General features: G+C 53.8%; 24 protein-coding genes. 11 read left to right on the top strand and 13 right to left on the bottom strand.

Annotated elements, in window-relative coordinates; all coding sequences use genetic code 11:
* Positions 1-48 precede the first annotated feature (48 nt).
* A complete protein-coding gene (locus J9880_RS13480) occupies positions 49-522 on the top strand; it encodes a multidrug/biocide efflux PACE transporter (protein WP_232769459.1) in 474 nt (157 codons plus the stop codon).
* Between the two features lie 70 nt (positions 523-592).
* Positions 593-1,291, top strand: a complete 699-nt coding sequence (locus tag J9880_RS13485) for an aspartate/glutamate racemase family protein (RefSeq protein WP_131692936.1) — start codon at positions 593-595, stop codon at positions 1,289-1,291.
* On the opposite strand, the gene J9880_RS13490 is transcribed toward J9880_RS13485, so the two are convergent.
* Positions 1,288-2,550 (bottom strand): ion channel protein, encoded by a 1,263-nt coding sequence (locus J9880_RS13490; RefSeq protein WP_095922953.1) that lies wholly within the window; start codon positions 2,548-2,550, stop codon positions 1,288-1,290. The two genes, J9880_RS13485 and J9880_RS13490, sit on opposite strands and share 4 nt — an antisense overlap.
* A gap of 200 nt (positions 2,551-2,750) precedes the next feature.
* Between J9880_RS13490 and glk the strand changes: the two genes are divergently transcribed.
* Entirely contained in the window at positions 2,751-3,716 is a 966-nt protein-coding gene (gene glk, locus J9880_RS13495) for a glucokinase (RefSeq protein ID WP_095922952.1), read from the top strand.
* 267 nt (positions 3,717-3,983) lie between these two features.
* Here glk and uraH read toward each other — a convergent pair whose 3' ends face one another.
* From uraH to J9880_RS13510, 3 genes are all read right to left on the bottom strand, one after another.
* Entirely contained in the window at positions 3,984-4,391 is a 408-nt protein-coding gene (gene uraH / locus J9880_RS13500; RefSeq protein ID WP_095922951.1) for a hydroxyisourate hydrolase, read from the bottom strand.
* Between the two features lie 238 nt (positions 4,392-4,629).
* Positions 4,630-5,400, bottom strand: coding sequence for a LytR/AlgR family response regulator transcription factor (locus J9880_RS13505; protein WP_095922950.1), 771 nt, complete (start codon positions 5,398-5,400; stop codon positions 4,630-4,632).
* A gap of 64 nt (positions 5,401-5,464) precedes the next feature.
* Positions 5,465-7,183 carry a sensor histidine kinase gene (locus J9880_RS13510; RefSeq protein WP_232769460.1) on the bottom strand — a complete coding sequence of 573 codons (1,719 nt, stop codon included), beginning with the start codon at positions 7,181-7,183 and terminating at the stop codon, positions 5,465-5,467.
* Between the two features lie 114 nt (positions 7,184-7,297).
* On the opposite strand from J9880_RS13510, the gene J9880_RS13515 reads away from it, so the two are divergent.
* The 3 genes from J9880_RS13515 to J9880_RS13525 all read left to right on the top strand — a co-directional run bounded on the left by J9880_RS13515 (position 7,298) and on the right by J9880_RS13525 (position 9,905).
* A complete protein-coding gene (locus J9880_RS13515) occupies positions 7,298-7,834 on the top strand; it encodes a GNAT family N-acetyltransferase (protein WP_232769461.1) in 537 nt (178 codons plus the stop codon).
* Positions 7,835-7,953: 119 nt separating this feature from the next.
* Positions 7,954-9,213 carry an alanine transaminase gene (gene alaC, locus J9880_RS13520; protein WP_119822630.1) on the top strand — a complete coding sequence of 420 codons (1,260 nt, stop codon included), beginning with the start codon at positions 7,954-7,956 and terminating at the stop codon, positions 9,211-9,213.
* Between the two features lie 167 nt (positions 9,214-9,380).
* Positions 9,381-9,905, top strand: a complete 525-nt coding sequence (locus tag J9880_RS13525) for a cytochrome b (RefSeq protein ID WP_095922946.1) — start codon at positions 9,381-9,383, stop codon at positions 9,903-9,905.
* A 45-nt stretch (positions 9,906-9,950) separates the two neighbouring features.
* On the opposite strand, the gene J9880_RS13530 is transcribed toward J9880_RS13525, so the two are convergent.
* Positions 9,951-11,756, bottom strand: a complete 1,806-nt coding sequence (locus tag J9880_RS13530; protein ID WP_232769462.1) for a DUF4153 domain-containing protein — start codon at positions 11,754-11,756, stop codon at positions 9,951-9,953.
* A 187-nt stretch (positions 11,757-11,943) separates the two neighbouring features.
* Between J9880_RS13530 and J9880_RS13535 the strand changes: the two genes are divergently transcribed.
* The gene (locus J9880_RS13535) at positions 11,944-12,402 is read left to right on the top strand and encodes a nuclear transport factor 2 family protein (protein WP_095925191.1); all 459 of its coding nucleotides are present in this window, start codon (positions 11,944-11,946) and stop codon (positions 12,400-12,402) included.
* A gap of 67 nt (positions 12,403-12,469) precedes the next feature.
* Here J9880_RS13535 and J9880_RS13540 read toward each other — a convergent pair whose 3' ends face one another.
* Positions 12,470-13,663, bottom strand: coding sequence for an MFS transporter (locus tag J9880_RS13540; protein WP_095925190.1), 1,194 nt, complete (start codon positions 13,661-13,663; stop codon positions 12,470-12,472).
* A 186-nt stretch (positions 13,664-13,849) separates the two neighbouring features.
* Complete coding sequence (locus J9880_RS13545; RefSeq protein ID WP_095922944.1) at positions 13,850-14,986, bottom strand: alpha/beta hydrolase; 1,137 nt, start codon at positions 14,984-14,986, stop codon at positions 13,850-13,852.
* A 169-nt stretch (positions 14,987-15,155) separates the two neighbouring features.
* Between J9880_RS13545 and J9880_RS13550 the strand changes: the two genes are divergently transcribed.
* A complete protein-coding gene (locus tag J9880_RS13550) occupies positions 15,156-16,040 on the top strand; it encodes a LysR family transcriptional regulator (protein ID WP_095922943.1) in 885 nt (294 codons plus the stop codon).
* 133 nt (positions 16,041-16,173) lie between these two features.
* Here the strand turns inward: J9880_RS13550 and csgG are convergent, their stop codons facing one another.
* Genes csgG through csgD form a run of 4 tightly spaced genes read right to left on the bottom strand, consistent with a single transcriptional unit; the run spans position 16,174 to position 18,544 of the window.
* The gene (gene csgG, locus J9880_RS13555) at positions 16,174-17,007 is read right to left on the bottom strand and encodes a curli production assembly/transport protein CsgG (RefSeq protein ID WP_095922942.1); all 834 of its coding nucleotides are present in this window, start codon (positions 17,005-17,007) and stop codon (positions 16,174-16,176) included.
* Between the two features lie 33 nt (positions 17,008-17,040).
* Positions 17,041-17,433 (bottom strand): curli production assembly/transport protein CsgF, encoded by a 393-nt coding sequence (gene csgF / locus J9880_RS13560; RefSeq protein WP_095925188.1) that lies wholly within the window; start codon positions 17,431-17,433, stop codon positions 17,041-17,043.
* 60 nt (positions 17,434-17,493) lie between these two features.
* Positions 17,494-17,913 carry a curli production assembly/transport protein CsgE gene (csgE, locus tag J9880_RS13565; RefSeq protein WP_195817427.1) on the bottom strand — a complete coding sequence of 140 codons (420 nt, stop codon included), beginning with the start codon at positions 17,911-17,913 and terminating at the stop codon, positions 17,494-17,496.
* Positions 17,894-18,544 (bottom strand): biofilm master transcriptional regulator CsgD, encoded by a 651-nt coding sequence (gene csgD, locus J9880_RS13570; RefSeq protein ID WP_095925187.1) that lies wholly within the window; start codon positions 18,542-18,544, stop codon positions 17,894-17,896. Before csgD ends, csgE begins: the two co-directional genes overlap by 20 nt.
* A gap of 877 nt (positions 18,545-19,421) precedes the next feature.
* Between csgD and J9880_RS13575 the strand changes: the two genes are divergently transcribed.
* The 3 genes from J9880_RS13575 (at position 19,422) to csgC (ending at position 20,981) form a co-directional block, all read left to right on the top strand.
* Positions 19,422-19,910: a curlin gene (locus tag J9880_RS13575; protein WP_232769463.1), complete on the top strand. Its 489-nt coding sequence runs from the start codon at positions 19,422-19,424 to the stop codon at positions 19,908-19,910.
* 49 nt (positions 19,911-19,959) lie between these two features.
* Positions 19,960-20,439, top strand: a complete 480-nt coding sequence (csgA, locus tag J9880_RS13580; RefSeq protein ID WP_232769464.1) for a curli major subunit CsgA — start codon at positions 19,960-19,962, stop codon at positions 20,437-20,439.
* A gap of 212 nt (positions 20,440-20,651) precedes the next feature.
* Positions 20,652-20,981: a curli assembly chaperone CsgC gene (csgC, locus tag J9880_RS13585; RefSeq protein ID WP_131694051.1), complete on the top strand. Its 330-nt coding sequence runs from the start codon at positions 20,652-20,654 to the stop codon at positions 20,979-20,981.
* A 12-nt stretch (positions 20,982-20,993) separates the two neighbouring features.
* Here the strand turns inward: csgC and J9880_RS13590 are convergent, their stop codons facing one another.
* Both J9880_RS13590 and hypF read right to left on the bottom strand, forming a co-directional pair.
* Positions 20,994-22,019 carry a HoxN/HupN/NixA family nickel/cobalt transporter gene (locus tag J9880_RS13590; protein WP_232769465.1) on the bottom strand — a complete coding sequence of 342 codons (1,026 nt, stop codon included), beginning with the start codon at positions 22,017-22,019 and terminating at the stop codon, positions 20,994-20,996.
* A complete protein-coding gene (gene hypF, locus J9880_RS13595) occupies positions 22,012-24,348 on the bottom strand; it encodes a carbamoyltransferase HypF (RefSeq protein ID WP_232769466.1) in 2,337 nt (778 codons plus the stop codon). The genes J9880_RS13590 and hypF overlap by 8 nt, the downstream gene beginning before the upstream one ends.
* Positions 24,349-24,495 lie beyond the last annotated feature (147 nt).

The raw sequence follows: 24,495 nt of genomic DNA on the forward strand, positions 1-24,495 counted from the left end.
CCTGTGACAAACGTCACCTTTCACTTTTCAGGAATCAGGCAGGTTTTTATGTCTAAGCAAACCCGGAACAGCACTCAGAAAACATTCGGCGAACGCGTCTTTCATGCGGTAGGTTTTGAAACGATCGCCGTACTGATTTCAGCACCGGCAGCGGCATGGATGCTGAACAAACCGGTCTGGGAGATGGGCGCGCTGGCGATCATGCTCTCCACCACGGCGATGGTCTGGAACATTATCTACAACAGCCTGTTTGACAAATTCTGGCCGGTTTCCCGCGTGGTGCGGACGTTTAAAATCCGCGTGGCGCACGCACTGGGCTTCGAAGGAGGCTTTATCCTCATCGGCCTGCCGATTGCGGCACTCTGGCTGGGTATCAGCCTGCCGGACGCCTTTATGCTGGAAATTGGCTTCTTCCTGTTCTTCCTGCCGTATACCGTGGCGTACAACTGGGTGTATGACACCTTGCGTCATCGCTGGATGAACCGCCGTATGGCGGCCAGGGATTGCCCGTCCGGTCACTAATTAATTCTGCACGCGGCCGTGTTGTTGGGTATAACGGAAGCGTTTATTCAGAAAAACACAGGGTGTGCAGATGAAAACCTTAGGGCTGATTGGCGGCATGAGCTGGGAATCCACCGTGCCGTATTACCGCATGATCAACGAACACGTGAAACAGCAACTGGGCGGATTGCATTCGGCCAAACTGTTCCTCTATAGCGTTGATTTTTATGAGATCGAAAAGCTGCAAATGGCGGGCGACTGGCAGCAGGCCGGTGAAATCCTCGGCAATGCGGCGAATTCACTGGCGCGGGCGGGCGCGGACGTGATTGTGGTGTGCACCAACACCATGCATAAAGTGGCGGACGATATTGAGCGTATCGGCGGCCTGCCGTTGCTGCATATCGCCGATGCGACGGCAGAAAAAATCACCGGCCAGGGGCTGCGTAAAATCGGTCTGCTCGGCACACGTTTCACCATGGAACAGGATTTCTATCGCGGCCGTCTGCAGGAGAAACATCAGATTGATGTGGTGACGCCGGATGACGCCGACCGCGCGATTGTGCACCGCATTATTTACGACGAGCTGTGTCTGGGGATCATCAGAGACGCGTCACGCGACGAATATCGCCGGATCATTGGCACGCTGGAAGCGCAGGGCGTGGAAGGCATTATTCTGGGCTGTACCGAAATTACCCTGCTGGTGGGCGCAGAAGATGCGAAAGTGCCGGTCTTCGACACCACCGCCATTCATGCGCTGGCGGCGGCGGAATTTGCATTAACGCAGGATTAATCCTCTTCCGGATCCTGACGGACAAGCCGCTGTTTTGCGACCTGCATCAGCGGCTTACCGGCCAGCATTAACCACGCGGGCAGCATCACGATGCACAGCAGCGGCAATAATTTCAGCCCCGGCACCACGGCCGCAGCCATAAACAAACTGAGCCAGCCGTCGCGTGTGACCACCAGCACCATGCCCATCACCGCGCAGGAAACGGTCACCGCCGCCGGGACATCCGGCGCGTACTGATGCAGCATCAGACCGAGCGACACGCCGACAAACACCGCCGGGAAAATACGCCCGCCGCGAAAACCACAGGCTGCCGCCACCACTAACGCGCCGAGCTTGGTCAGGGTGATCGCCAGCAGCGGTCCCATGGCGAACAGCTGATTGGAATGCGCCAGTTCCTTCATTTCATCCAGCCCTTTAAACAGGGTGATTTCCCCACCTGTCAGCGCCAGCAAACCCAGCACAAAGCCGCCAATCCCCAGCCGCAGCATCGGGTTATGGATGCTGTTAAACAGCCGGTGAACATGCGGGAACAGCCAGACGGCAATCATCCCCAGCGCGATGGCAATCAGCACCACCACCGAGCCGCTGAAAATATCCATCAGGCTGGACGTGTCATAGGACGGAATGCTGAGCGAAAAATCCGGCTGGAAGAACTGATCAGTAGTAATGGCACCCGCGCCTGCCGCGAGCAGGGGGGCAAACAGACGATCCCATAACTGCACGTCTTTATTGGTGCCGAGGGTTTGTGAAAAAATCAGCGCCGCCGCCACCGGCGTACCGAACAACGCGCCGATAGTGCCAGCCGCCGCCAGAATCACCCAGTCCGTCGTGGGCACCGCCGGCAGCAGGCGGGATCCTATCGCCGCCACCAGCGCAATATTAATCACCGTAATCGGATGTTCCGGCCCGAGGCTGACCCCGCCTGCCAGCCCGAGCATCAGCGCCAGCGCCAGCCCCGGTAACGCATTGATGGCCACTGGCGCGCCAATCAGCGATTCCGTGGCAGGATCCGGTCCGGCGTGGCCTGGCATATACTTAATGACAGCGCCTACGGCGACACCGGTCAGCGTCAGCATAAACAGCGTCCAGCTGGCAGATTGCGTATCGACATGGAAAACGTCCGGGATGTGCTCCCAGAGAAGATTTTGCAGCGCACCGGAAAGCATCATGATCGTGACCAGAATCAGACTCGACATCACCCCGATAAGAATAGCGGGCAGGGCGAAAGCCAGCATGACTCTGGCGCGGGGATGAAACATGCAAGAATTCCTTATCGTTATACTTACGAATAGCTTAGATGATTCTTGTTGCGTGCCACCGACATTATTTTGCGCGACGCGCCGCATAAATGTGCGTTGGTTCAAAACTGCATTGCAGCGTATAGCAATTACCGCTATTTTGCCCACACGAATTTGGCGCGGGTGCGCACTATAACGAATTTACTTTTGCGGAGAATAACATGACCAAATACTCCCTGGTGGGCGATGTTGGCGGCACCAACTGCCGTCTGGCGCTATGCGCGCTGGAAAGCGGCGAGATTTCTCAGTCTAAGACTTTTTCCGGGCTGGATTACGACAGCCTTGAAGCGGTCGTTCGTGAATACCTCGCGCAGCAGCATCAGGATGTTGAGGATGCATGTATTGCCATTGCCTGCCCGATCACCGGCGACTGGGTGGCGATGACCAACCACACCTGGGCGTTTTCCATTGCCGAAATGAAGAAAAACCTCGGCCTGCAACATCTGGAAGTGATTAACGATTTCACTGCGGTATCGATGGCTATCCCGATGCTGAAAGAAGAAGATTTGTTGCAGTTCGGCGGCAAGAAAGCACAGGACGGCAAACCGGCGGTGATTTACGGCGCGGGTACCGGTCTGGGGGTGGCGCACTTAATCCATGCCAATAAGCAATGGATGAGCCTGCCGGGTGAAGGCGGTCATGTGGATTTCGCGCCAAACAGCGAAGAAGAAGACATCATTCTCGAGCAACTGCGTACCGAAATGGGCCACGTCTCCGCCGAGCGCATTCTCTCCGGTCCGGGGCTGGTGAATCTCTACCGTGCCATTGTGAAATCCGATAACCGCGAGCCGGAAAACTTCAAACCGAAAGATGTGACCGAACTGGCGCTGGCAGACGAAAACCTCGATTGCCGCCGCGCACTGTCACTGTTTTGCGTCATCATGGGCCGTTTCGGTGGCAATCTGGCGCTGAACATGGGCACCTTCGGCGGCGTCTATATCGCAGGCGGTATCGTTCCGCGTTTCCTCGAATTCTTCAAAGCCTCAGGCTTCCGCGCCGCGTTTGAAGACAAAGGGCGTTTTAAAGATTACCTGATGGATATTCCGGTATTCCTGATCACCCACGATCAGCCGGGATTACTCGGTGCAGGGGCTTACTTACGTCAGTCGATTGGTATGACAATCTAAAACTGCCCCTGAGAAGGTAACGCGATCGGCTCCCTCCCCTGCGAAGGGGAGGACTGGGGTGGGGTATTAAGTTCAAAAACAATAAGTTGAAGTAGGCTTTAGCAAGGTGTTAGCCCTTAAAACCCCCTCCCGACCTCCCCCTTCGCAGGGGGAGGAGCAATAAAACCCGCCCGAGATTTAGTATGGGAGGAGCAAGGAACCTCACCCGAGATTTAGCATGAAGCCGCACTCAGGTTCATCTTGCCCATCATGATTTCTTTTCTGACTTTAATTCCCGCGATAAGTCGAGAAACCGTAAGGGCTGACAAGCAGAGGGATGTGATAGTGAGGCACTGAGCCATCGGCTTTAAAAATAACCGGGATTTCCGGGAAAAATGAAGCGGTATGATGTTTTTCAAACCATTCGCCGGTTTTAAACGTTACCCGATAATTACCTTTCTCCATCACACTTTCATTGGGATACAGCGCCGGAATTCGTCCCTGCTCATTGGTCACTCCACTGCTCAGCTGCACCCATTTGTTACCTTCCTGCTTCTCAAGCGATACGCTTACCCCCTGTGATGGCAGTCCGTTTTGCAGGTTCAGAACGTGGACGCTAAGAGGGTTTGCTGCAAAGGCAGAGGTCAGACACAGCGCATTGATAATACCGGCGAGTAATAATTTCTTTTTAAACATATGTTCGTCCTTTTGAACTCAATGTTATTTGTTAATAACGCAGAATATTTGGCAGAGGTATATTTAGGTTTTTCTCATCACAGACATGAGAAAGTGCAAAATATCCTCTGTCCTGACGAAACAAAGTCTACTTATTACTGGCTAACCTGAGGATGACGGGTTAATGACATTTTTGTAATAATTCAGAGTCGGACGCCAAAAGATAACGCCCTCCGCCTCAAAACCCGTCAGCCCCACATCAAAACCGCATTAACTGTCTGAATTCCTTCACCTTGCTCCTGCTCACCGGCACTTCAAAATCCAGATCACTTAAGCGCAAAATATAGGTGTTATTAAACCACGGCACGATCTCGCGGATTTTCGACAGATTCACGCAATATGACCGGTGACAGCGAAAAAAATGCTCTTCCGGCAGGCGGTTGCATAATTCGGTGATATTCATCGGCATGGTGAATTCTTCTTTGCGGGTGTAGACCTGCGTGACTTTTTCCTGCGCGGCGGCGTAATAAATATCGTTGATGTCGGTGACGATTATCCGCTCATCTTTGATCAGATTGATGCTGTGACTGACGCGCGGTGTATTGCCCGCGACGGGCGTGATGCCTTCCTGTTTATCGCCCGGCTCCTTCACCGCCAGCTCTTTATCGCGACGAAAATGCATCTCCAGCTTTTGCAGCATGGTGACGATACGTGACTCGTGATAAGGCTTGAGAATGTAATCAAACGCCTCGATTTCAAAGGCTTCGGCGGCGTGTTCCTTATATGCCGTGATGAACACGATATACGGCTTATGCGCGAACTTACTGATGTTCTGCGCCAGTAAGACGCCATCAAGGGAAGGGATGCTGATATCGAGAAAAATCGCGTCCACTTCATGCGATTGCAGGTATTTGAGCACGTCCAGCCCGTCATCAAAGACAGCGTCGATGGTGATGCTGCTGTGCGTATTGATCAGATAACTCAGCTCTTCCTGAGCCGGTACTTCATCTTCGACGATAATTGCTTTCACTGAATTATCTCCCTGGTGCGATGGCCCGAAAGGCGGGCGGGTAAATCAAAAGGCGTTCTGCGGGTCAGGCGATTTTGCTCTCAGGGGCTTGTGTGACCTTCGCAGGCGCATGGGTAATCACAAACGAAATATCGGTGCCCGGCTCAAGACGGCGGATCGTCAGACCCTGGCCGTACAACAGCGAGACACGGTGGTGCACATTCAGCAGGCCGATTTTATTGCCCGGCATTTCATTGCGCGCCACGCGGTCAATGGTTTCCTGATTAATGCCGTGGCCGGTGTCTTTCACGGAAACCTTAATGCCTTCGGCCTGATGTTTCACCGAAATCGCCACCACGCCTTTGCCGCTGCATTTCTGGATGCCGTGCACGATGGCGTTTTCCACCAGCGGCTGGATCAGCAGGCTGGGGATTTTCACCGAAATATCATCATCAATGTCATAAATCACCGTCAGTTTGCTGCCAAACCGCGCCTGTTCGATGGCGATATAATCCTGTACCTGATGCAGCTCTTTGCGCAGATCAATCAGCTCGTCATTCAGTTCCAGGTTATAACGCAGATAACGGGAAAGGTTGATGATCAGCTGGCGCGCCACGTCAGGACGTACGCGGATTGAGGATGAAATGGCATTCAGCGCGTTAAACAGAAAATGCGGGTTTATCTTGCTCTGCAATGCCCGCATCTCGGCTTTGTTGGCCATCTCGCGCAACTGTTCCGTGCGCGACACTTCCATCTGCGTCGACATAATCTGCGACAGCCCGATCGCCATCACTTTCAGCGAATAGGTGATGCGGTGCGGGTCGCAATAATAAATTTTCAGCGAGCCGGTCACTTCGCCTTTTTCCCACAGCGGGATGATGATCAGCGAGTGGATCTGCGGCGTGCGGTGCATTTCGTCATTGTTTTTGACGGTGATCTGGCCGCTTTCCAGCGTGGCTTTGGTGATGTCGCTGAGGGTTTCATGGCCGATATTGTATTCTTCCGCGCCCACACCGACGTACGCCAGAATGTTTTTGGTGTCGGTAATGGCTACTGCATCGGCGTCGATATCCTCGCGGATAATCCGGCAAATGCTGGCCAGAGAGTCGGCGTTAATATTACGGCCCTCGATATTACGGAAATAGGGCAGCGTTTTATTGGCGATATCCAGTGCCAGCCGTGCCTGCCGGGCGGCGATCACCTCTTTTTCATCCTCGACACTTTGTACCAGCAGCACGATCAGACCGATGGAACTCGCCCCCAGGATCAGCGGGGCGGCGATATTCATCACGATATCCAGCCCGAGCGAAAACGGCCGCGCCATCAGCAAAATCAGGATCATGGTCAGCGTTTCACACAACATCCCGGCGATAATGCCGACTTTCCAGTGCAGCGTTTTTTTGACTTTTTTATTGATGTAGCCGGAGAGGAAACCTGCGGTAATACTGGTGATCAGACAGGGGATAGAGGTCGGCCCGTGAATGTCGATCAGGAAACGGTGGGTGCCTGAAATCACGCCGGTAATGATGCCGACCCACGGCCCGAACAGGATGCCGCCGGACATGATGGCGATGGTGCGCACGTTAATCAGCGACCCTTCGACGTTGATCCCGGACAGCGTACCGAAAATGGCGAACAGCGAGAAAATGGCGGTGACCGCCGTCAGTTCCAGCGGCGTGTGGGTCTCATTTTCTTTGTGCAGCAGTTTACGGAACAGCGGGGTCCGCGTGAGGAAAAACAGACAGATGAGCATCAGCGCCGCGCGGTCAAAGACCGCCAGCAGCATGTCGAACATGTGAGGCATGGCAGATTTAACTCTTTGCGCGCCGTAAAGATAAGCGTGCCAAATGGATTCAGCCGTTATTATATGTAAAAGGTCAGACTTTCACCATCGGCACACACAGGAGAGCCAACCGAGATGATTTCGTTATCCACGCCGCGGCTGATTATGCAGCCCATCCAGGCTGACGACTGGGCATTTTTCTTGCGGTTGTATCAGACGCCGGAGGTGATGCGTTTTATCGGCGATATCGAGATGCCCGCTCAGGTTCATACCCGTTTTGAACAGCGGCTGGGCAACTGGGACCGCTATTGCGACTTTTGGTTATGCCTGCTGATCCGCGAAAAAGAGACCGGCGCCGCCGTGGGGCTGACCGGATTCTTCCCGGACTGGCGGCCTTATAAACAGGGCGAAGTGGGGTTTATTCTCGCGCCCGAGCATCAGCGCAAAGGCTATGCGGTGGAATCCCTGCGCGAAGTGCTGAACTTTGCGTTTGACCACTGCGGCTTTCACCGTTTGCAGGCTAACGTGCTGGAAGGCAACGAGGCGTCGCGCCGCGTGCTGGAAAAGTGCGGGTTTCAGATGGAAGGCCGGTTGCGGGACAGCTACCGCATTGGCGATGAGTGGAAAAACGACTGGCTGCTCGGACTGCTGGCGACCGATCCGCGCCCGTAGAAAAAAAAGAGTGCTCACTCTCTCGACAGTGCTTTTCCCCTGCGTTATGTTCGTTGAAGGCCGTTCCGCGGCCAGCGTCGCTCGGACGGTCCGGGCGCTTACGTATCCCAGAGGAAATTATGGCTGATTCCAGTTCACCCCGTCGTTTTTCACGTATTGATCGTCTTCCCCCTTATGTTTTCAACATTACTGCTGAGCTGAAAATGGCCGCCCGTCATCGTGGCGAAGACATTATCGATTTCAGCATGGGTAACCCTGACGGCCCGACACCGCCACACATTGTGGAAAAACTGGTGCAGGTGGCGCAGCGTGAAGACACTCACGGTTACTCGACCTCACGCGGTATTCCGCGTCTGCGTCGCGCGATTTCCCGCTGGTATGCCGATCGTTATCAGGTGGATATCGACCCTGAAAGCGAAGCTATCGTCACCATCGGTTCGAAAGAAGGGCTGGCACACCTGATGCTGGCGACCCTCGACCACGGCGATACCGTGCTGGTGCCTAACCCAAGTTATCCGATCCACATTTATGGCGCGGTGATTGCCGGTGCGCAGGTGCGTTCCGTGCCGCTGGCCGAAGGGGTGGATTTCTTTGCTGAGCTGGAAAAAGCCATTCGCGAAACCATTCCGCGTCCGAAAATGATGATCCTCGGCTTCCCGTCCAACCCGACGGCACAATGCGTGGAACTGGATTTCTTCGAGCGCGTGGTGGCACTGGCCAAACAATATAACGTGCTGGTGATCCACGATCTGGCCTACGCCGATATTGTTTATGACGGCTGGAAAGCCCCGTCGATCATGCAGGTGCCGGGTGCAAAAGACATCGCAGTGGAATTCTTCACGCTGTCGAAAAGTTACAACATGGCGGGCTGGCGTATCGGCTTTATGGTCGGTAACCCGGAGCTGGTCAGCGCGCTGGCGCGCATCAAAAGTTATCACGATTACGGCACCTTCACGCCGTTGCAGGTGGCGGCGATTGCCGCGCTGGAAGGCGATCAGCAATGCGTGAAAGACATTGCCGAGCAATATCGTCAGCGCCGCAACGTGCTGGTGCGCGGTCTGCATGAGGCGGGCTGGATGGTGGAAAATCCGAAAGCTTCGATGTACGTCTGGGCTAAAATTCCGCCAGCTTATGCGCATTTAGGTTCGCTGGAATTTGCCAAACGCCTGCTGGCCGACGCCAAAGTGTGTGTGTCGCCGGGCATTGGTTTCGGTGATTACGGCGATACGCACGTGCGTTTCGCGCTGATCGAAAACCAGGACAGGATCCGTCAGGCCGTGCGTGGCATTAAAGCGATGTTCCGCGCCGACGGCTTGCTGCCACCGAAAAAAACGGCAGGCGAACCGCCGGTGGAACAGGATCCGGCCAGCCTCGCGTAATACGCCGTCAGACAACCAGACCGGGCACACGCCCGGTTTTTTTATAACATTAATTTAACTTCTTTACTTTCGCGGCCGCATTTATCCACAAAGTCTGCGCATTTCCTTCCTATACTCAGGGCAATATTCCTGTTTTTTCACGCAATTCTCCGGCCAGGGCATCACTCATGAAAACCCGTTATTCGCTGTCCCAGATCAGCCTGCACTGGGCGACGCTGCTGATGATTATTCTGACCTACACGGCGATGCTGACCCGCGATTATTTTCCGGAAGACAATCAGCCGCTGGTGCGTCTGCTGCATTTTAATTTCGGGATTTGCGTCTGGCTGCTGATGTTTGTGCGGGTGTATCTGCGCACCCGCCATACCACACCGGTTATCACGCCGCCGCTGCCGCGCTGGCAGATTGCTGCCTCGCACGCGGTGCATGGCGTGTTGTATCTGCTGTTTTTGTCATTGCCGGTGCTGGGCGTGCTGACGCTGGAATTCGGCGGGCGGGACTGGTATCTGTTCGGCTGGCACGTGCCGCAGTTTGTCACCCCCGATCCGGCGGTGCGCCGTACGGTGAGAACTGCCCATGAATTTCTGGCGAGCTGCGGGTATTACCTGATTGGCCTGCATGCGCTGGCGGCGATTTATCATCATTACGTGCGTAAAGATGACACCTTATTGCGCATGACGCCGGGAAAGTAAGGCGGGAATTCACCGGCAGAACGCCTGCCGGTGAAAGTTGAGAGATTATTCTTCGCTGAGATTGTAATGGATCACGCGACGTTTGCCGTTGATCTGGATATCCGCCCATTTGCGCGGCACCGGCTTCACCTCGCCATTGCGCAGGGCGGCGTTCAGCGCCGGTTTCTCCTTATCGTCATAGAGATAAAGTTCACCCGCCTGCGCCCATTTTGCGTCATGCCGGACATAAATACGGCAGTTCGCCGACGCGCTATCTAACGTATTACATAAGAAAATTTCTTTCTGTTTATCGCCGTTCAGATCCAGCGTATTGACGATACACGCGCCGTGCAGGCTGAGACAGTCGCGCAGCGTGTTGGTGTATTGCTCAAGCTGCGGCAGGGTGTTCCACCAGCCGTCATCCGGCGACGTGGCACCTTTCGCCAGCACTATCATCTTTTTGGCGTCTTCCACCCGATAACTCTTGGTCAGTGCGGCGGAGTCTTTATCGCTGTACGCCCCCCAGCGGGATGTCTGGCTGATCATGTTTTTCAGTATCACCAGCAGCCGGGGATCGCCGGTAAAGGCCGGATGCTGTTGCAGTTTCACCAGCGCCTCGTTGCCACGGCGTCCGGTGTCAAAACGCAGCATCTTCAGATCGACATCCTTCGCCAGCGTTTTGCCGCTGTCGAGGCGCGCGATCTGACTGTTCACACTGATCCGGTACGGATCGAGCAGCGGGCTGTTGGCCGCGATCAACAGAATGACCACCAGCAGCGACAACGGCTTATTGAACTGGGTAATTCGTGGCAGCCAGTCGGGGCGCTTATCGATCACCGAGAAGCTGTAGCAAAGCGCGGCGACCAGCGTGACGATGATAACCAGCCCGGCCCACAGACGTTGTGGCGTCCAGCCGTACTGCGACACGCGCAGGCCGGTGGCATACAGCGCCAGCGCGGCATACACCGGCAGCAGCAGAATTGCCGCATTGACCAGCAGACGGATCGCCCGCGGATACGGCTTTTCAGCGTGATCGGTTTCGCGCACCACGTTAACCAGCAGCAAAATGCTCAGCGCCATGGTGGTCAGCAAACTGGCCGCAGACCAGGCTTGCGACAGCACCGTCAGGCCGGTGAACGGCAGAGCGAACAGGAAAATCAGCGCCACAAATGCCACCAGCGGCAGCAGACCTTTGAGAATAAAACGGATCACATTGCGGGTGGTATTCATCAATGCCGGTTGCGTCCGGCAGGTGATGATACTGATGCCCAGCAGCACGCCGTACACCAGATTCATAAACAGCGGCGTATCGAAAAACAGCTCGTGGAAATATTCAATGCCGATCACCCGGAACAGCGCGGCACACAACGCCATCACGCCGATGGCCAGCAGCATCATCAGAAGTGTCAGCAAGGCGCACAGCGTATTCTGGCTGTAACAGGCGGAAAGATTGGCGTAACGGTAACGGCTTTCCGCAGGGAACGCCTGCACCTGTAGCCACGGCAGCACAAAAAAGACCAGCAACACCAGCGACAGGTTAAACGGCATCATCACCGAATCGGTCGTCGTCCCGCTGATATTGCTTTTCGCCCAGGCTGCCATCCCGGCCAGCAGCAGGGTGAGAAGCGCCATTCCGCCCCAGAACCGGCGATCATTGAGATGCGTGACAGACAACGAAATCAGCACCGGTAATGTTAATGCCATAGTCTGGCCGTAAATATTGTGGGAGAAACTGGCGAACCCCACCGGCGCGAGATCGGAAAAGAAGTAATGCAGCAGGAGCCCCTGGAGCAGGCAAATCGCAAAGATTACCCAACGTGCGGGAACGGGCAGGTGCGGCATGGCGCGACCCGCTCTGTTGAACTGAGACATCCGTGACTCTCCAAAAATGTAAGAGGACATGTTGTTAAAAACTCATGCCAGTGTAGTGGGTTCCGGCCTCCGGTGCAGAAAACTCTTCATCAGCGCGGTGTCCGTGTGATGTGAGCGTCTCCCATAACTGGCAAAATCAGCGGCAGTCACTAGGCTTAGTGATCAGATGGAGAAAGTCGAGGTGAAAATGGCAGAACACGAACTGAAAGAAAAACGCATTGAAATTGTTAAGAATTTCTACGCCAAACTGGATCAGGCTGACGCGTCATTACTGGATCTTTTTGCCGAAGATGTGGTGCTGTTTTTTCCGAAATTTGGCACCGCGCAGGGCAAGACTTCATTAGGAGAACTCGGTAAACGTTTTGCGCTCGAAATCGACAAAATCCAGCACATTCAGGATGCATTTCAGTTTCTGAGTGACGGAGATGTCATTGTACTGGAAGGGCAGATGCGCGGCGTGATGCAAAACGGCGACCGCTGGCCGACATCGGAAGCCGGCAGCCATCATTTCTGTAGCGTCTTTGTCTTTGACGATCTGCTGATCAAGCGGGTGAGCATTTATCTCGATCCTGACTTTAATCTCGAGGATAAAAAGCGGGTGAACAATTACCGTCAGGTGGTGAAAACGGAGGAAAACAAAACCTGAGGTTGCCGGAAAAAAAGAAGGGAAGCGGCGTCAACCCGCCACTTCCCTTCGCCAGTCACTTTCCTCTTTAACGAGGCGTGTGGTCCTGACGTGATGTGTAAAAGGTCAGTCCTGCAGCACTGAAGAGCAACATGACACTCAGCCCGAAAGCGCTCTGCCAGCCAAGGTTATCAAACATAATGCCTCCGGCTGTCGAACCCAACGCAATGGAAAGCTGGACGACGGCGACCATAAGTCCACCTCCTGCCTCGGCATTCTCCGGCAGCGTACGCGCGACCCATGTCCACCATCCGGTTGGAGCCGCTGTTGCAAGCATTCCCCAAACCCCCAAAAGCAGCGTAACAAACCAAACGTTATGTGCGGTTAGCATTAACGTCCCGGCGAGGGTAGCCATAAGAAAAGGGATGGCAACCAGCGTCTGGTAAAACCTTGCGTTCAGGAATGTGGCGACGATCAGCGTGCCAGCAAAACCCGCTACACCTATGGTGAGCAGAATCAGGGATAAGCCGGATGTATTGACCCGGGTGATGGTCTCCAGAAACGGGCGTACATAGGTAAATAACGCAAACTGCCCCATAAAAAATAATCCACAAGCCAGCATGCCAGTTGACACTACAGGGCGACGTAACAATCGAAAAACCCTGCCGCGTGTCTGATGTCCTTTGTTACCCGCCATGTCAGGCAGGCTAAACCATTGCCAGATGAAGGCAACTGTCGCAACAGGAACCAGGCACAAGAAGGCTCCGCGCCAGCCGATGGTTGCGCCAAGATAGCTGCCAAGCGGCGCCGCTACGACAGTCGCAAGTGCATTACCGCCATTAAAAATGGCCAACGCCCGGCCTACCTTGTGTGAAGGTACAAGGCGAATGGCCGTTGCTGCAGACATTGACCAGAATCCACCGATAGCAATACCAATCAGGGCGCGCCCTGACATATAAATCAGATAGTTTGGGGCCAGTGCAATGATGATCCCCGATATTGCCATCAGTACCGTCATCCCCAGCAAAAGATATTTACGGTTCACATTACCGGCAATGTTTGAAATGGTCAGACTGGTCAGGACCGCCAGAGCACCTGAGATAGCGATTCCCAGTCCGGCCTGCCCCTGCGTTACGTGTAAATCCCTGGCTATAGGTGTCAGCAGGCTGACCGGCAAAAATTCCGATGCAACCAGTACAAAAACGCACAAGGTCATGGCAAAAATTCCACTCCAGTGTGCGTGCACTTTATCATGTGGTGTTTTAAGGCTCAGTGTGGACATATTGTCAGCATCTCTACATATCATCCCGACCTGCTCAGGCAAACCAGTGAAGGCCGTTGTTCATGGAATAACGATTAAAAAAGGGAGGAAAAGAAGTGTTCTCTGTGGCAGCTGGCGGGGCTGAGGTCAGAATTAAAGCCACCTGTCTGGTACAGGCAGCTTTTTAAATGTTTATATCTTAATGAATTATTTTAAGCTGGTTTTGAAAAACTGCTCAAACCTGGCGAAAGGTATTTTACCGGCGACGTTGTCGTATAAATCAACATGATTGGCGCCCGGCACAATCACCAGTTCTTTCTCTTTACTGCCAACCGCTTTAAATGCATCTTCTGCAAAATAGCGCGAATGCGCATTTTCACCCGTAACGATCAGCGCAGGGATGGTGATTTCATTTGCATAGCTAAGCAGAGGCATATTCATAAACGATAAGGGGGTAGTCGCAGTCCATGCGCCAGTAGAGTTAACTGAGCGCGCATGGTAACCGCGCGGCATACGATAATAATCAAAGAATTCTTTCAGTATCGGGTTGGGATCCGCCGGTAAAGTTTCCGGTAAAATACGTTCAGAAGTACTGACCTTGCCGTGCTGATCAACATAAATATCATGGCCTGCATGGGCGGGAGTCCCGTTTTCTGCATCCTTCCAGCGTTGCTCGTTCAGATACTGCAATACGGCACGCCGATCGGCGGTTGAATACCGGTCTTTTCCGTCTCCAACGCCATGCCCCATTGCCCGGCTCATGTCGTACATAACGCTGGTCGCCACCGCTTTAACACGTGTATCCATTGCTGCTGCATTCAGCGCCATCCCGCCCCAGCCGCAGATGCCCAGCAGACCGATGCGGTTGCGATCCACCTCTTTTTGTAATCCAAGGAAATCTACCGCAGCACTGAAGTCCTCGGTATTGATATCCGGAGAGGCAACATTGCGCGGATAGCCGCCGCTTTCACCGGTATAAGAGGGATCGAATGCCAATGTCACGAACCCTTTTTCCGCCAGTGTTTGGGCATACAAACCGCTGGATTGCTCTTTGACCGCACCAAAGGGGCCACTTAATGCAATAGCAGCAAGTTTGCTGTCTCCACGTTTTTTAGGAATGTACAGATCACCGACCAGCGTAATTCCGTAACGGTTCTGGAATGTCACCTTCCGGTGATCAACTTTATTGCTCTCAGCAAAGGTTTTGTCCCATTTTTCTACCATCGAGACTGGGGCATTCGGGTTGATTGTATCCGCGTGACTCATTGTTGTGACTCCACTTAATGTCGTAAATAGCAGCATTGCAGGTATCGCGGCTGTCAGTTTTCTGGCGAAAACATTCATAAAAAAGTCCCCTGAAAAACGATGTGTAGGTACAGGCCTCATACGGACAACACTGCAGTGTCTGGTATCGATAGGGGGTATTATAGTCAGCATAAATAGTGCTGATTAGTAGGCGATCACTGCTAGAATTAATACCAAATTGTTATATATAGACGGCAAGGACACAGTGATGGCAAAACGGGAAAACTATAATGAGCTTTATCTGTTTATGCAGGTCGTGCGCGAAGGCAGTTTCACTGCTGCGGCGCACCGGCTTGGACTTGCGCAATCGGGGGTCAGTCGTTCTGTTCGCGAACTTGAGGAGAGGTTGGGTGTACAGCTTCTGGTTCGTACCACGCGCAGGTTATCGCTGACACAGGCTGGTGAGCAACTTTACCAGACGACAGAGTCTGGATTTGATGCGTTAAATACGGGGCTTGCCACACTCGCACATTATCGCCAGACCCCTTCCGGCACGGTTCGTATCAATGCCAGCCAGCATGCTATTGATAAAGTACTTCTGCCCAGGCTCGCGATATTTAAACAACGTTACCCGGACATCAGGCTGGAGCTGATCAGTGAAAGCCGGTTCGTCGACATTATTGCCCAGAGGTTCGATGCTGGCATACGCCTTGGACCCGAAGTAGGAAACGGCATGATAGCGGTACGCATTACACCCGATATGGAGATGGCTGTTGTTGCCACATCCGAACATTTTCGTCGTTACGGGTTTCCACAAACCCCGGCTGATTTAGTGGCACATCCCTGTATTGCCTATCAGTTTGCCGATGGCAGTTTGTACGCCTGGGAACTCAATCAGGATGAGAAAAAAGTGACGCACCAGCCGCAGGGGCAGTGGGTTTTTTCTGATAGCTATATGGAAGCAGAAGCCGCCAGGCTAGGTCTGGGGCTGGCTTATGTTCCTGAGGAGCTGGTTTGTGATGATTTAGAAAGTGGGAAACTTATCAGAGTATTGCCGCGTTACAGCCAACGTCTGGAAGGTTCATACCTCTATTATCCTCATCGCAATGTGTCACCCGCGTTGAGAATAGTGATCGATGCACTAAAAATCTGAAGATTGATTATGCCGCTAGCCTCTGAACTCCGGCATGATAAGTTGAGTCATATCTGCTTCTGACCAGGAGCAGCCTCATCGACAGGGTCTGGCAGGGACAGCACTATAAAAAGAGCGTTGTCCCTGCCTCTCATCAGGATTCGGCAGGGACAACACTGTTTTTGTAGCGTTGCAGGATCGGCGAGTTGATCTCCGACGGGTTCTGCAACTGCCACAGGTTACGTTCGATGCCATCATTCACCAGATAAATCACTCCGGATTCAATCGCCGACATCAGACACAACATCACAGGCTCATTGGTGGTGTAGCCCAGCTCGCCTTCCAGCAAACGCTGGTAGTCGATAAAGCGGAACACCCCGGCCTGCACTTCATAGGACAAAATCGTCTTGCTGGTATTCACAGACGACAGCACTTCCCCGGTATTGACGTCGACAGCACGCAGGTTCACGGCTATCTGGTCCAACTGGTATTGCGTACTGGCACCGATACCGAAGTAACGCGCCCCCACGCCGCCCGATTTCACATTACTTTCATAGCCAATGATCGAGCCTTCAATCAGGATATTTGCCGCCACCAGTGAAGAAAGCGGCCGCTGATTATTGATGGCCACGCTGCCATTCTCCTGCGCAGCACGGATGATTTTGCGTTCGTTCAGCAGGTTTTGCAGCCCCTGACGTTCCAGCGGAATAAACCACTTCGAATCTTTCAGGGCGGAAACCAGCATCGCCGTGGCGCTTTGCGGCACCGCCGTCGAGAAGTTACTGGCCGGGTACGGTTTAAACTGGCCCGTCTCGTCCTGGATGTTATAGACCGACACAAAAATCCTGCCCTGCGGCGAAGGCAGATGGGTCAGATCGCTATAGCTGGGCGCACGGGGTAATAAGGTCGGTCTTGCGGCTTCTTTCGGTGCTGCTGTGAGGCACCCGCTCAACACAAAAACTGCGATGAGAACTAAATAGCTGCGCATAATGTCGTTCCTGTTTTTTATTTGTCGTCGGAATCAGTTGGTCGTGGCAGACAAACCCTGAACCTGAATAGTGGAAACTTTGCCGGTTTTGCGGTCGGTGACGTTCATCACCAGTTGCCCGTCGGTATTCTGGATATCCACGATAAAGTCCTGTGTCACCAGCCGTCCCGGTTTCCCCTGATTGATGTTGCCCATCAGACTGCCCAGCAGCTGCGACTGAATCGACGCCGTGAAATTATCCAGCGCGGAGGTACTGGTCGTGCCGAAATCATAGGCGTCGGGATCTTTATAAGAGTTCTGCGCCTGAGCCTCGTTAAGCAGGAATGCGCCATTATTCGGGTTGCCGCCGAAATTCGGGTTGATGAACTGGTAAACCATGTTGCCGCCCCAGGAAACCGGGGACGCCGTCAGTAACGCCAGCAGCATGACTGAACGCGGAGCTGAGACTGGAATATTCACGATGCTCTCCTTAGAAGAGGCTGTGCATTAAAATTCGTCATGGGCAAGATCCCCGGTACCAAGTAACGCTTTGTCTAACTGCCGCCGTGATAACGCCTCGGTGACCCCGGCAATGGCGGTATCGACGTCCTTATCAAAATTGCGACGGTTCGGAAAAAGCAGGGTCTGATATAAGGTGTCCTGACCTATTTTTATGGTGATCCAACTGCCCCAGCGGGCGCTGGGTCTTTCTGAAATCGTGATGGTTTCCGGGTAGTTCTCTTCCCATTTAGCGGTAAAACCCCGGTAAAAATCGTGGCCTACCGACGTCACCGTGCGGTCGGTGATTAACCCGGGATCCCTTATATCCGCCGCCTGAACATGCAGGCAGGTGGCGCACAGCAGCGCCAGCCAGAGCCAGAAGCCCTTGATGCATATCGTCATGATGTCAGCGCTTGAGATTGTCATTAGCCCAGGACGCCGCCTGGGTGCGGTTTTTAACCGAGATTTTCCTAAATAAATTATAGAGATGCGTCTTCACGGTGTTCTCGCTGATAAACAGCAACCGTGCGATTTCCGTGTTTGAGGCACCCACACGTAACTTATTGAGGATCTCTTTTTCGCGATGGGTCAGGCCGGTATCTTCTGAATGCAGATGGCGGAAGGCACCGGACTGATTGATCAGGTAGCTGGCGAAGCCCTGTGAGAAATAGCACTCACCGCGGATCACGCTGCGGATGCCTTCCACCAGATGTTCTTCATCGGTGGAAAGATAAAACACCGCGCTGATCCCCGGCCAGGTTTCTATTTCCCGAAAATGATAATTATCAGGGGTGTTTAATAATAATAACTTCACGCTGTCGTGATAACGGGTAATAGCGGATTGCCATAACTCAATAGTCCGGCGATCGGCTTCCATCATATCGAAGAGAATTAATGTCTGATGAAGATATTGATCCTCCAGTGATTTATGGATGTTATGAAGTCGGGTATTGACACAAAGTTGCTGTTTTAATTGCTGCAATAAAGCGCTGGCCTGTAATGATGGTTTAGTCACTAATAAAAGAATATTATTATTGATTGCTGCTTCATTACTCATAATGAAACCCTGCCCTGATTTTTTATAGCCACAGTCTGCCATTGCCTGATAATAGAAAAGGCAGGAAATAGACCGTGATTTTATTTTGCTAAATCTATAGCTGTATGTTCGCTGTGCATATCTGAAAATAGCAAATAAACGCAGCATGAGGCACATAATATTTTCAGGTGGCTTATGTGCGGTACAGACTCAATTTAGCTTTTGGCTTCCCTTACGCAAGGCTTATTTATGTTTCAAAATGTAACTCAAAATGTATAAAGTTTTCCTTATGTATTGAGTAAAACTCAATACGCCCCTCTTAAACAGAACTTAAGTAACGGCTTTACACTATCTTAACGTTTAGCCTTGTTAAAACTGCACATTTGAACAATACCGGTGCTTAATAATTCTGATGAAACACCAGCCGGCTTCATGCTTCGTCTTTAATAACGCAAATCAGTACCGGTTTAATTATTGATTTCACTTAGGTGAGCATGCTCGCTGGCCCTTTTATGCAGGGTTAAAAGGCGTAATAACACCAGGGAATGGTGGTTTCAGGGCACTGTTAAGGGATGGAAATGTGCGGGAGATCTCTTTTACCCCTGATTTATATTTCACAGGGAATTAAGAATAGTTGCATTTGTGTGATTATTAACGCCTGCCGCGTCGTTAACTTTAGGATAAATGCCATGGGGTCTATTAGCCCTGCTGACCTTTTACTGTCACCCGGTGGTCACAATGTATGATAAAAGGCTTCTCATACTTTTTGCTGAAGCCGGAAATTAAAATACGACGTGCGGGTGAGTTCCTTATTTTTCGTAAACTCCATAATCAATTCGTCAACAGCAATAACCCGGTGAGCCAATAACCAGTTACCGGCGATATACAGGGTGACGAAATGAAAAAGACTTTATTGACCCTGGCGTTACTTTCAGTCTCCTGGGTCGTTCACGCTCAGCAGTTTGATATGGCTTATCCGGAGATAGGAACGGGTAATCCGGAGCAAGTGTTTGCTGGCGCGAGAAGTTCATCAGGGAATTCATCAATGATTTATCAAAACGGGAACAGCAATCTGGCCGCGAATCATCAGACGGGTTATGGCAATTCCAGCGTTATCCGTCAGTCAGGGTCAGAAAATACCGCGGTGATCAATCAGCGAGGTAATGGAAATAACGCGGATATATCCCAAAGCGGCAGCGATAACTTTGCTTATATATCGCAGCGCGGCGGTGGGGATGCATCCATCACGCAACAAAATTTTGGTAATACCGCTTACATTCTGCAAAAAGGCCGGAGTGTGACCGAGATTCGCCAGAATGGTACGAACCAGACCAGCGGCGTCGTACAAAACTCGTCAGGAATGGCGATTAGAGTGACACAGCATTAATAAACATACGTTCTTATGACATCCGATATTAAACCAATGGGGTAGCATCATGAAACTTTGGAAAATTGTGGCAGTCTCCGCTTTAGTCGTCAGTGGCAGTGCGTTTGCAGGTTACGGTGGTAATGGCGGTGGCGGTGGTGGCGATCATACGCCGACGCCTCCGGTATCCACAGTGCCGACATTCACAGCGACTCAGTGGAATTCTGAAATTCAGATTTACCAACAGGGGACATCAAACCTGGCGAATGCCACTCAGGCAGGCGCGCAAAAATCGCTGACCTCCATCGGTCAGGATGGGTACAGAAATACCGCGAGCACCAATCAGACCGGCGACGGCAGTCTGGTGAGCGTTTCTCAGAAGGGTGACTTCAACAATGCTAACGTTGCACAAACTGCAAACGGCAGCAAAGTGCTGGTTTCCCAAAATGGTTCTGGCAACTATGCTCAGGCTTCGCAAGGGGCTAACGGTGCTCTGACCAATATTGTTCAGTCTGGTACCGGCAACCTCGCGTACGCTTCACAAAACTGATTCAGCTCCCTCCCCTGCGAAGGGGAGGGTTGGGGTGGGGTATTAATCGCAACGTCGAATTTGATGTTGCCTGCGAAACCCCCTCCCGACCTCCCCCTTCGCAGGGGGAGGAGCAAAAAACAGGTTTAGCTTCTGCCATGAGTCATGGCAAAAGCTTCTCAGAACAGGGCACTAGCCCTGTTTTTTTTCGACCAAACCGGAGCATAAACGTTATGCATTTACTCCTGATTGCCGCCGTGATGTCTAACCAGCTCTGGTTCGATACACACAACGATGCGCAAACTTATGTGATTACCCCGATGGTCAGTCTCACTAAAGCCTGCGCCTGTCAGGTGGCGGTTTCTGTGTCACAGCAGGGCGCGGCGGGGAGCAGCACCAGCCGCCAGAGCCACAATATGAATCTTTCCGCCAACCAGCCGCAGCCTCTGGGACAGATGCGTTTTGCCGTCCAGCCCGGCGGAAAAACACAAATACTGATCACTGTGACCGATGGCGACAAACTGCGGCTGGAAAAACAGCTCACCCTGCCGAACGACGCCTGACAGCAGGCCGCGTTACACCGCCAGATTGTCATAGCCTTTGCGACGATAATGGATCGCAGAGCAGGCCCAGAACACCACGAAAATCGCCACGGCGGCGTACCCGACGCTGCCCATATTCTCATTCAGACGTCCGACAACTGCCCACAGGCCGCCCTGTAAATTCAGCTTATCCGCCATCAGTCCGAGTACTTCCAGCCCGCCGATAAACAGGGCGATCACCACACTGGTGGCCGTAATGGTCATATTGTAATAGAGCTTGCGCACCGGTTTATCGAACGCCCAGCCGTAGGCGCCGACCATAACAAAATTATCCAGCGAATCAATCAGTGCCATGCCGCTGGCAAACAGCGCCGGAAACACCAGAATGCTCCACACCGACATGCCGGAAGAGGCACCGGCAGCGGAAATCCCCAGCAGGCCGATTTCCGTGGCGGTATCAAAACCCAGCCCGAACAGAAAACCCACCAGATACATTTGCCAGCTTTTATTGACCATATTGAAGGCAAAGCTGAATAACCGGCTCATGACCCCGCCTTGTACTGCGTGCTGTTCTTCTTTGTCGCTGAATGTGTGGCCTTGTTTTACTTTCTGAAAACGGCGATACACGTCGCGCAGGATCAACGCATTCAGTAACGCCATCATCAGCAAAAACAGCGCCGAGACCAGGGTGCCGATCGTGCTGCCGTACTCATGCAGCCAGCCAATTTTATTACCAAACACCAGTGAAGTGGCGGCGATAGCCACGCAGGCCAGCACCACAATGCTCGAATGTCCGAGGGAGAAAAACGCCCCAACAGCCACCGGGCGCTGCCCCTGCTGCATCAGCTTACGGGTGACGTTATCAATGGCCGCAATATGATCCGCATCGACGGCATGACGCAACCCGTAACCGTAAGCCAGCAACGCCGCCGCCACCAGCGCAGCATTGTGGCGGAACACCACCAGTGCCCAGCCCCAGGCCAGTAAATTGACAGCCACCAGTCCGGTTAACAGCCAGAAGGCGCGGCGGTGAGTATGGAAAAATTCGCGGTTAATCATGACGATCCTTTTCTGCATTATTTGAATGGAGCACGGAAGGGGAACTCTGAAGGCGGGCGCAGGCAATCACCGCCTGACCCAGCGCCAGCCCGCCGTCACCGGCCGGAACCGCCAGCGGCATCAGAACGCGGAGGGGCGCTAAATAGTGGTGTAAAAGCTGGCGCAGCAGACGGTTATGCAACACGCCGCCGCCCAGTGCGACGGTGCGGGTGCCGGTTCTCACCGCGTGATAGCGGGCGAGGGCGGCAAAGCCCTGCGCAAGGGCATCATGAAAAGCAAAAGCCCGTGCGGCGGGCGCGGCCTGCCAGCCAAGCCATTGCTGCCAGAAGGTGGCGAGATCCAACAGGGTGCCCGCAGGCGTGTGGCGCAAAGGCAGCGACACCGGATGTGAGATGCCCTGCGCGTGATGCGCCAGCGCCTCCAGACGGCAGGCGGCTTCCCCTTCCCAGCTGAGGTGCGCGGGGGCGCAGCCGAGTGCGGCGGCAACCGCATCAAACAAACGCCCGCAGGAGGACGCCAGCGGTGCATTGATTCCGGCGGCGATGGCTTTTGACAACGGCTGCCACGGGTGTGAAAACAGAACCTGTGCCTCAGGCCGCAACTGCCAGTCCGGCACGAATGCCTGCCATTGCGCCAGTAAATTGCGCCATGGCTCGCGCGCGGCACGATCACCGCCCGGCAGCGCAACGGCAGGCAATCCCCCCAAATGTTCACAATGAAGATAATCCACCTGCAAACATTCGCCGCCCCACAGCGCGCCGGTTTTATCCTCAGCAATGCCATAACCCAGTCCGTCCAGCGCCAGCCCGATCACTTTGCTGCCATCCAGCGGCCAGCGGTGTTCGGCCAGACAGGCGGCGATATGGGCATGATGATGAAGGACATCCACTACCCGTATGCCGGGGCGTTCAGCCCCTTCATGACTGACATAACCGGGATGCGCATCCCGCGCCACCGCTACCGGCGTACAGTCATAAAGCTGCAGGAAATGGTGAATCGCCTGCCGCTGTTGTCCGGCGATATCGCTGCGGGTCAAAGAGCCAAAATGGGCGCTGAGAATGGCCTCGCCACCCCGCACCAGACAGAAGGTATTTTTGAGATCGCCGCCCAGCGCCAGAAGGGGCGGCTGGCTATCGAAACCCGCCGGAAGGGGCAGGGCATCGGGTACGTAACCGCGCGCACGGCGCAGCACTTCGGTGCCCTGAGGCGTCAGGCGCACCAGCGAATCATCGGCGCGCTGAACGATATCGCGGTTATGCAAAAGCCACAGATCGGCGATACCGCTGAGCTGCGTCAGCGCGGCTTCGTTGGTCAGCGCGGGGGCGCATCCGGCGGCATTCCCGGAGGTCATCACCAGCGGCACCCCGCACGCCTGCATCAGCAAATGATGCAGCGGGGTAAACGGCAGCATCACCCCGACTTCATCCAGCTCAGGCGCAACGGACGGACAGAGCGGTGACATCGCGCTTTTGCTGACCAGCACAATCGGCGCAGCGGGGGACGCCAGCAGTTCCCGCAGCGCAAACTGCGGGCTGTCATCACTGCATTGCGCCAGCCAGCCGGTATCCGGCAGCATCACCGCCAGCGGTTTTGACGGCCGTTGTTTGCGTTCACGCAGACGCATCACGGCGTTCTGCTGCGTGGCGTCACAGGCCAGATGAAAACCGCCCAGCCCTTTGACAGCAATGATTTTCCCCGCGCGTAATGCGGCGACGGCGCATGCCAGCGCGGCATCATCCTGCGCCTGTGTTTTGCCATCGCAGAATGTCGCACTGAGCCGGGGGCCGCAGTGCGGGCAGGCGACAGGTTGCGCGTGAAAACGCCGGTCGGCCGGATTCTGATATTCCTGCTGACATTGCGGGCACAGCGGGAATTCCGCCATGCTGGTGGACGGCCGGTCATACGGCATGGCGCGGATCAGCGTAAAGCGCGGGCCGCAATGGGTGCAGTTCGTAAAGGCATAGCCGAAGCGCCGGTCACCCGCACGGGTGATGTCTTTCAGGCATTCGGGGCAGGTCGCCGCATCGGGCACCACCTGGGTGTCCATCTGGCTGTGACGGCTGTCAGTGATGGTGAAATGCTGAGGCGACGCTCGCCAGTCGAAAGGGGTAAAACGGATGCTGTCGATGCGCGCCAGCGGCGGGCAATCGCGCTGTAACTGTTCGATAAAGGCTTCAATGTCTACCGGTTTAAGGAGCCTGATTTCCACACCCGCGCTGTCGTTGCACACTTCGCCGCGAAGCCGCAACCGGTCAGCCAGTTGCCAGACAAAAGGCCGGAAACCGACGCCCTGGACTTTGCCGCTGATGCGGATGAGTAAACCAGACATAAAAAACCTTTTAAAAACGTTTAAGAAGAGGGCTGCGAAAAGAGGGTTTTGCTGCCTCCCCAGCGAAGGGGAGGGTTGGGGTGGGGTATTAATGGCAACTCCGGATCTGGTGTTGCCTGCTAAACCCCCTCCCAGCCTCCCCCTTCG

This window comes from Rahnella victoriana, from assembly GCF_021276285.1.
GTDB classification, from domain to species: domain Bacteria; phylum Pseudomonadota; class Gammaproteobacteria; order Enterobacterales; family Enterobacteriaceae; genus Rahnella; species Rahnella victoriana.

What these genes read in the sequence shown, in the direction of transcription:
- J9880_RS13480 (WP_232769459.1), top strand. Translation starts at nt 49, where the DNA reads ATGTCTAAGCAAACCCGGAACAGCACTCAGAAAACATTCGGCGAACGC.
- J9880_RS13485 (WP_131692936.1), top strand. Translation starts at nt 593, where the DNA reads ATGAAAACCTTAGGGCTGATTGGCGGCATGAGCTGGGAATCCACCGTG.
- J9880_RS13490 (WP_095922953.1), bottom strand. Translation starts at nt 2,550, where the DNA reads ATGTTTCATCCCCGCGCCAGAGTCATGCTGGCTTTCGCCCTGCCCGCT.
- glk (WP_095922952.1), top strand. Translation starts at nt 2,751, where the DNA reads ATGACCAAATACTCCCTGGTGGGCGATGTTGGCGGCACCAACTGCCGT.
- uraH (WP_095922951.1), bottom strand. Translation starts at nt 4,391, where the DNA reads ATGTTTAAAAAGAAATTATTACTCGCCGGTATTATCAATGCGCTGTGT.
- J9880_RS13510 (WP_232769460.1), bottom strand. Translation starts at nt 7,183, where the DNA reads ATGCCTCACATGTTCGACATGCTGCTGGCGGTCTTTGACCGCGCGGCG.
- J9880_RS13515 (WP_232769461.1), top strand. Translation starts at nt 7,298, where the DNA reads ATGATTTCGTTATCCACGCCGCGGCTGATTATGCAGCCCATCCAGGCT.
- alaC (WP_119822630.1), top strand. Translation starts at nt 7,954, where the DNA reads ATGGCTGATTCCAGTTCACCCCGTCGTTTTTCACGTATTGATCGTCTT.
- J9880_RS13525 (WP_095922946.1), top strand. Translation starts at nt 9,381, where the DNA reads ATGAAAACCCGTTATTCGCTGTCCCAGATCAGCCTGCACTGGGCGACG.
- J9880_RS13530 (WP_232769462.1), bottom strand. Translation starts at nt 11,756, where the DNA reads ATGTCTCAGTTCAACAGAGCGGGTCGCGCCATGCCGCACCTGCCCGTT.
- J9880_RS13535 (WP_095925191.1), top strand. Translation starts at nt 11,944, where the DNA reads ATGGCAGAACACGAACTGAAAGAAAAACGCATTGAAATTGTTAAGAAT.
- J9880_RS13540 (WP_095925190.1), bottom strand. Translation starts at nt 13,663, where the DNA reads ATGTCCACACTGAGCCTTAAAACACCACATGATAAAGTGCACGCACAC.
- J9880_RS13545 (WP_095922944.1), bottom strand. Translation starts at nt 14,986, where the DNA reads ATGAATGTTTTCGCCAGAAAACTGACAGCCGCGATACCTGCAATGCTG.
- J9880_RS13550 (WP_095922943.1), top strand. Translation starts at nt 15,156, where the DNA reads ATGGCAAAACGGGAAAACTATAATGAGCTTTATCTGTTTATGCAGGTC.
- csgG (WP_095922942.1), bottom strand. Translation starts at nt 17,007, where the DNA reads ATGCGCAGCTATTTAGTTCTCATCGCAGTTTTTGTGTTGAGCGGGTGC.
- csgF (WP_095925188.1), bottom strand. Translation starts at nt 17,433, where the DNA reads ATGCTGCTGGCGTTACTGACGGCGTCCCCGGTTTCCTGGGGCGGCAAC.
- csgE (WP_195817427.1), bottom strand. Translation starts at nt 17,913, where the DNA reads ATGACAATCTCAAGCGCTGACATCATGACGATATGCATCAAGGGCTTC.
- csgD (WP_095925187.1), bottom strand. Translation starts at nt 18,544, where the DNA reads ATGAGTAATGAAGCAGCAATCAATAATAATATTCTTTTATTAGTGACT.
- J9880_RS13575 (WP_232769463.1), top strand. Translation starts at nt 19,422, where the DNA reads ATGAAAAAGACTTTATTGACCCTGGCGTTACTTTCAGTCTCCTGGGTC.
- csgA (WP_232769464.1), top strand. Translation starts at nt 19,960, where the DNA reads ATGAAACTTTGGAAAATTGTGGCAGTCTCCGCTTTAGTCGTCAGTGGC.
- csgC (WP_131694051.1), top strand. Translation starts at nt 20,652, where the DNA reads ATGCATTTACTCCTGATTGCCGCCGTGATGTCTAACCAGCTCTGGTTC.
- J9880_RS13590 (WP_232769465.1), bottom strand. Translation starts at nt 22,019, where the DNA reads ATGATTAACCGCGAATTTTTCCATACTCACCGCCGCGCCTTCTGGCTG.
- hypF (WP_232769466.1), bottom strand. Translation starts at nt 24,348, where the DNA reads ATGTCTGGTTTACTCATCCGCATCAGCGGCAAAGTCCAGGGCGTCGGT.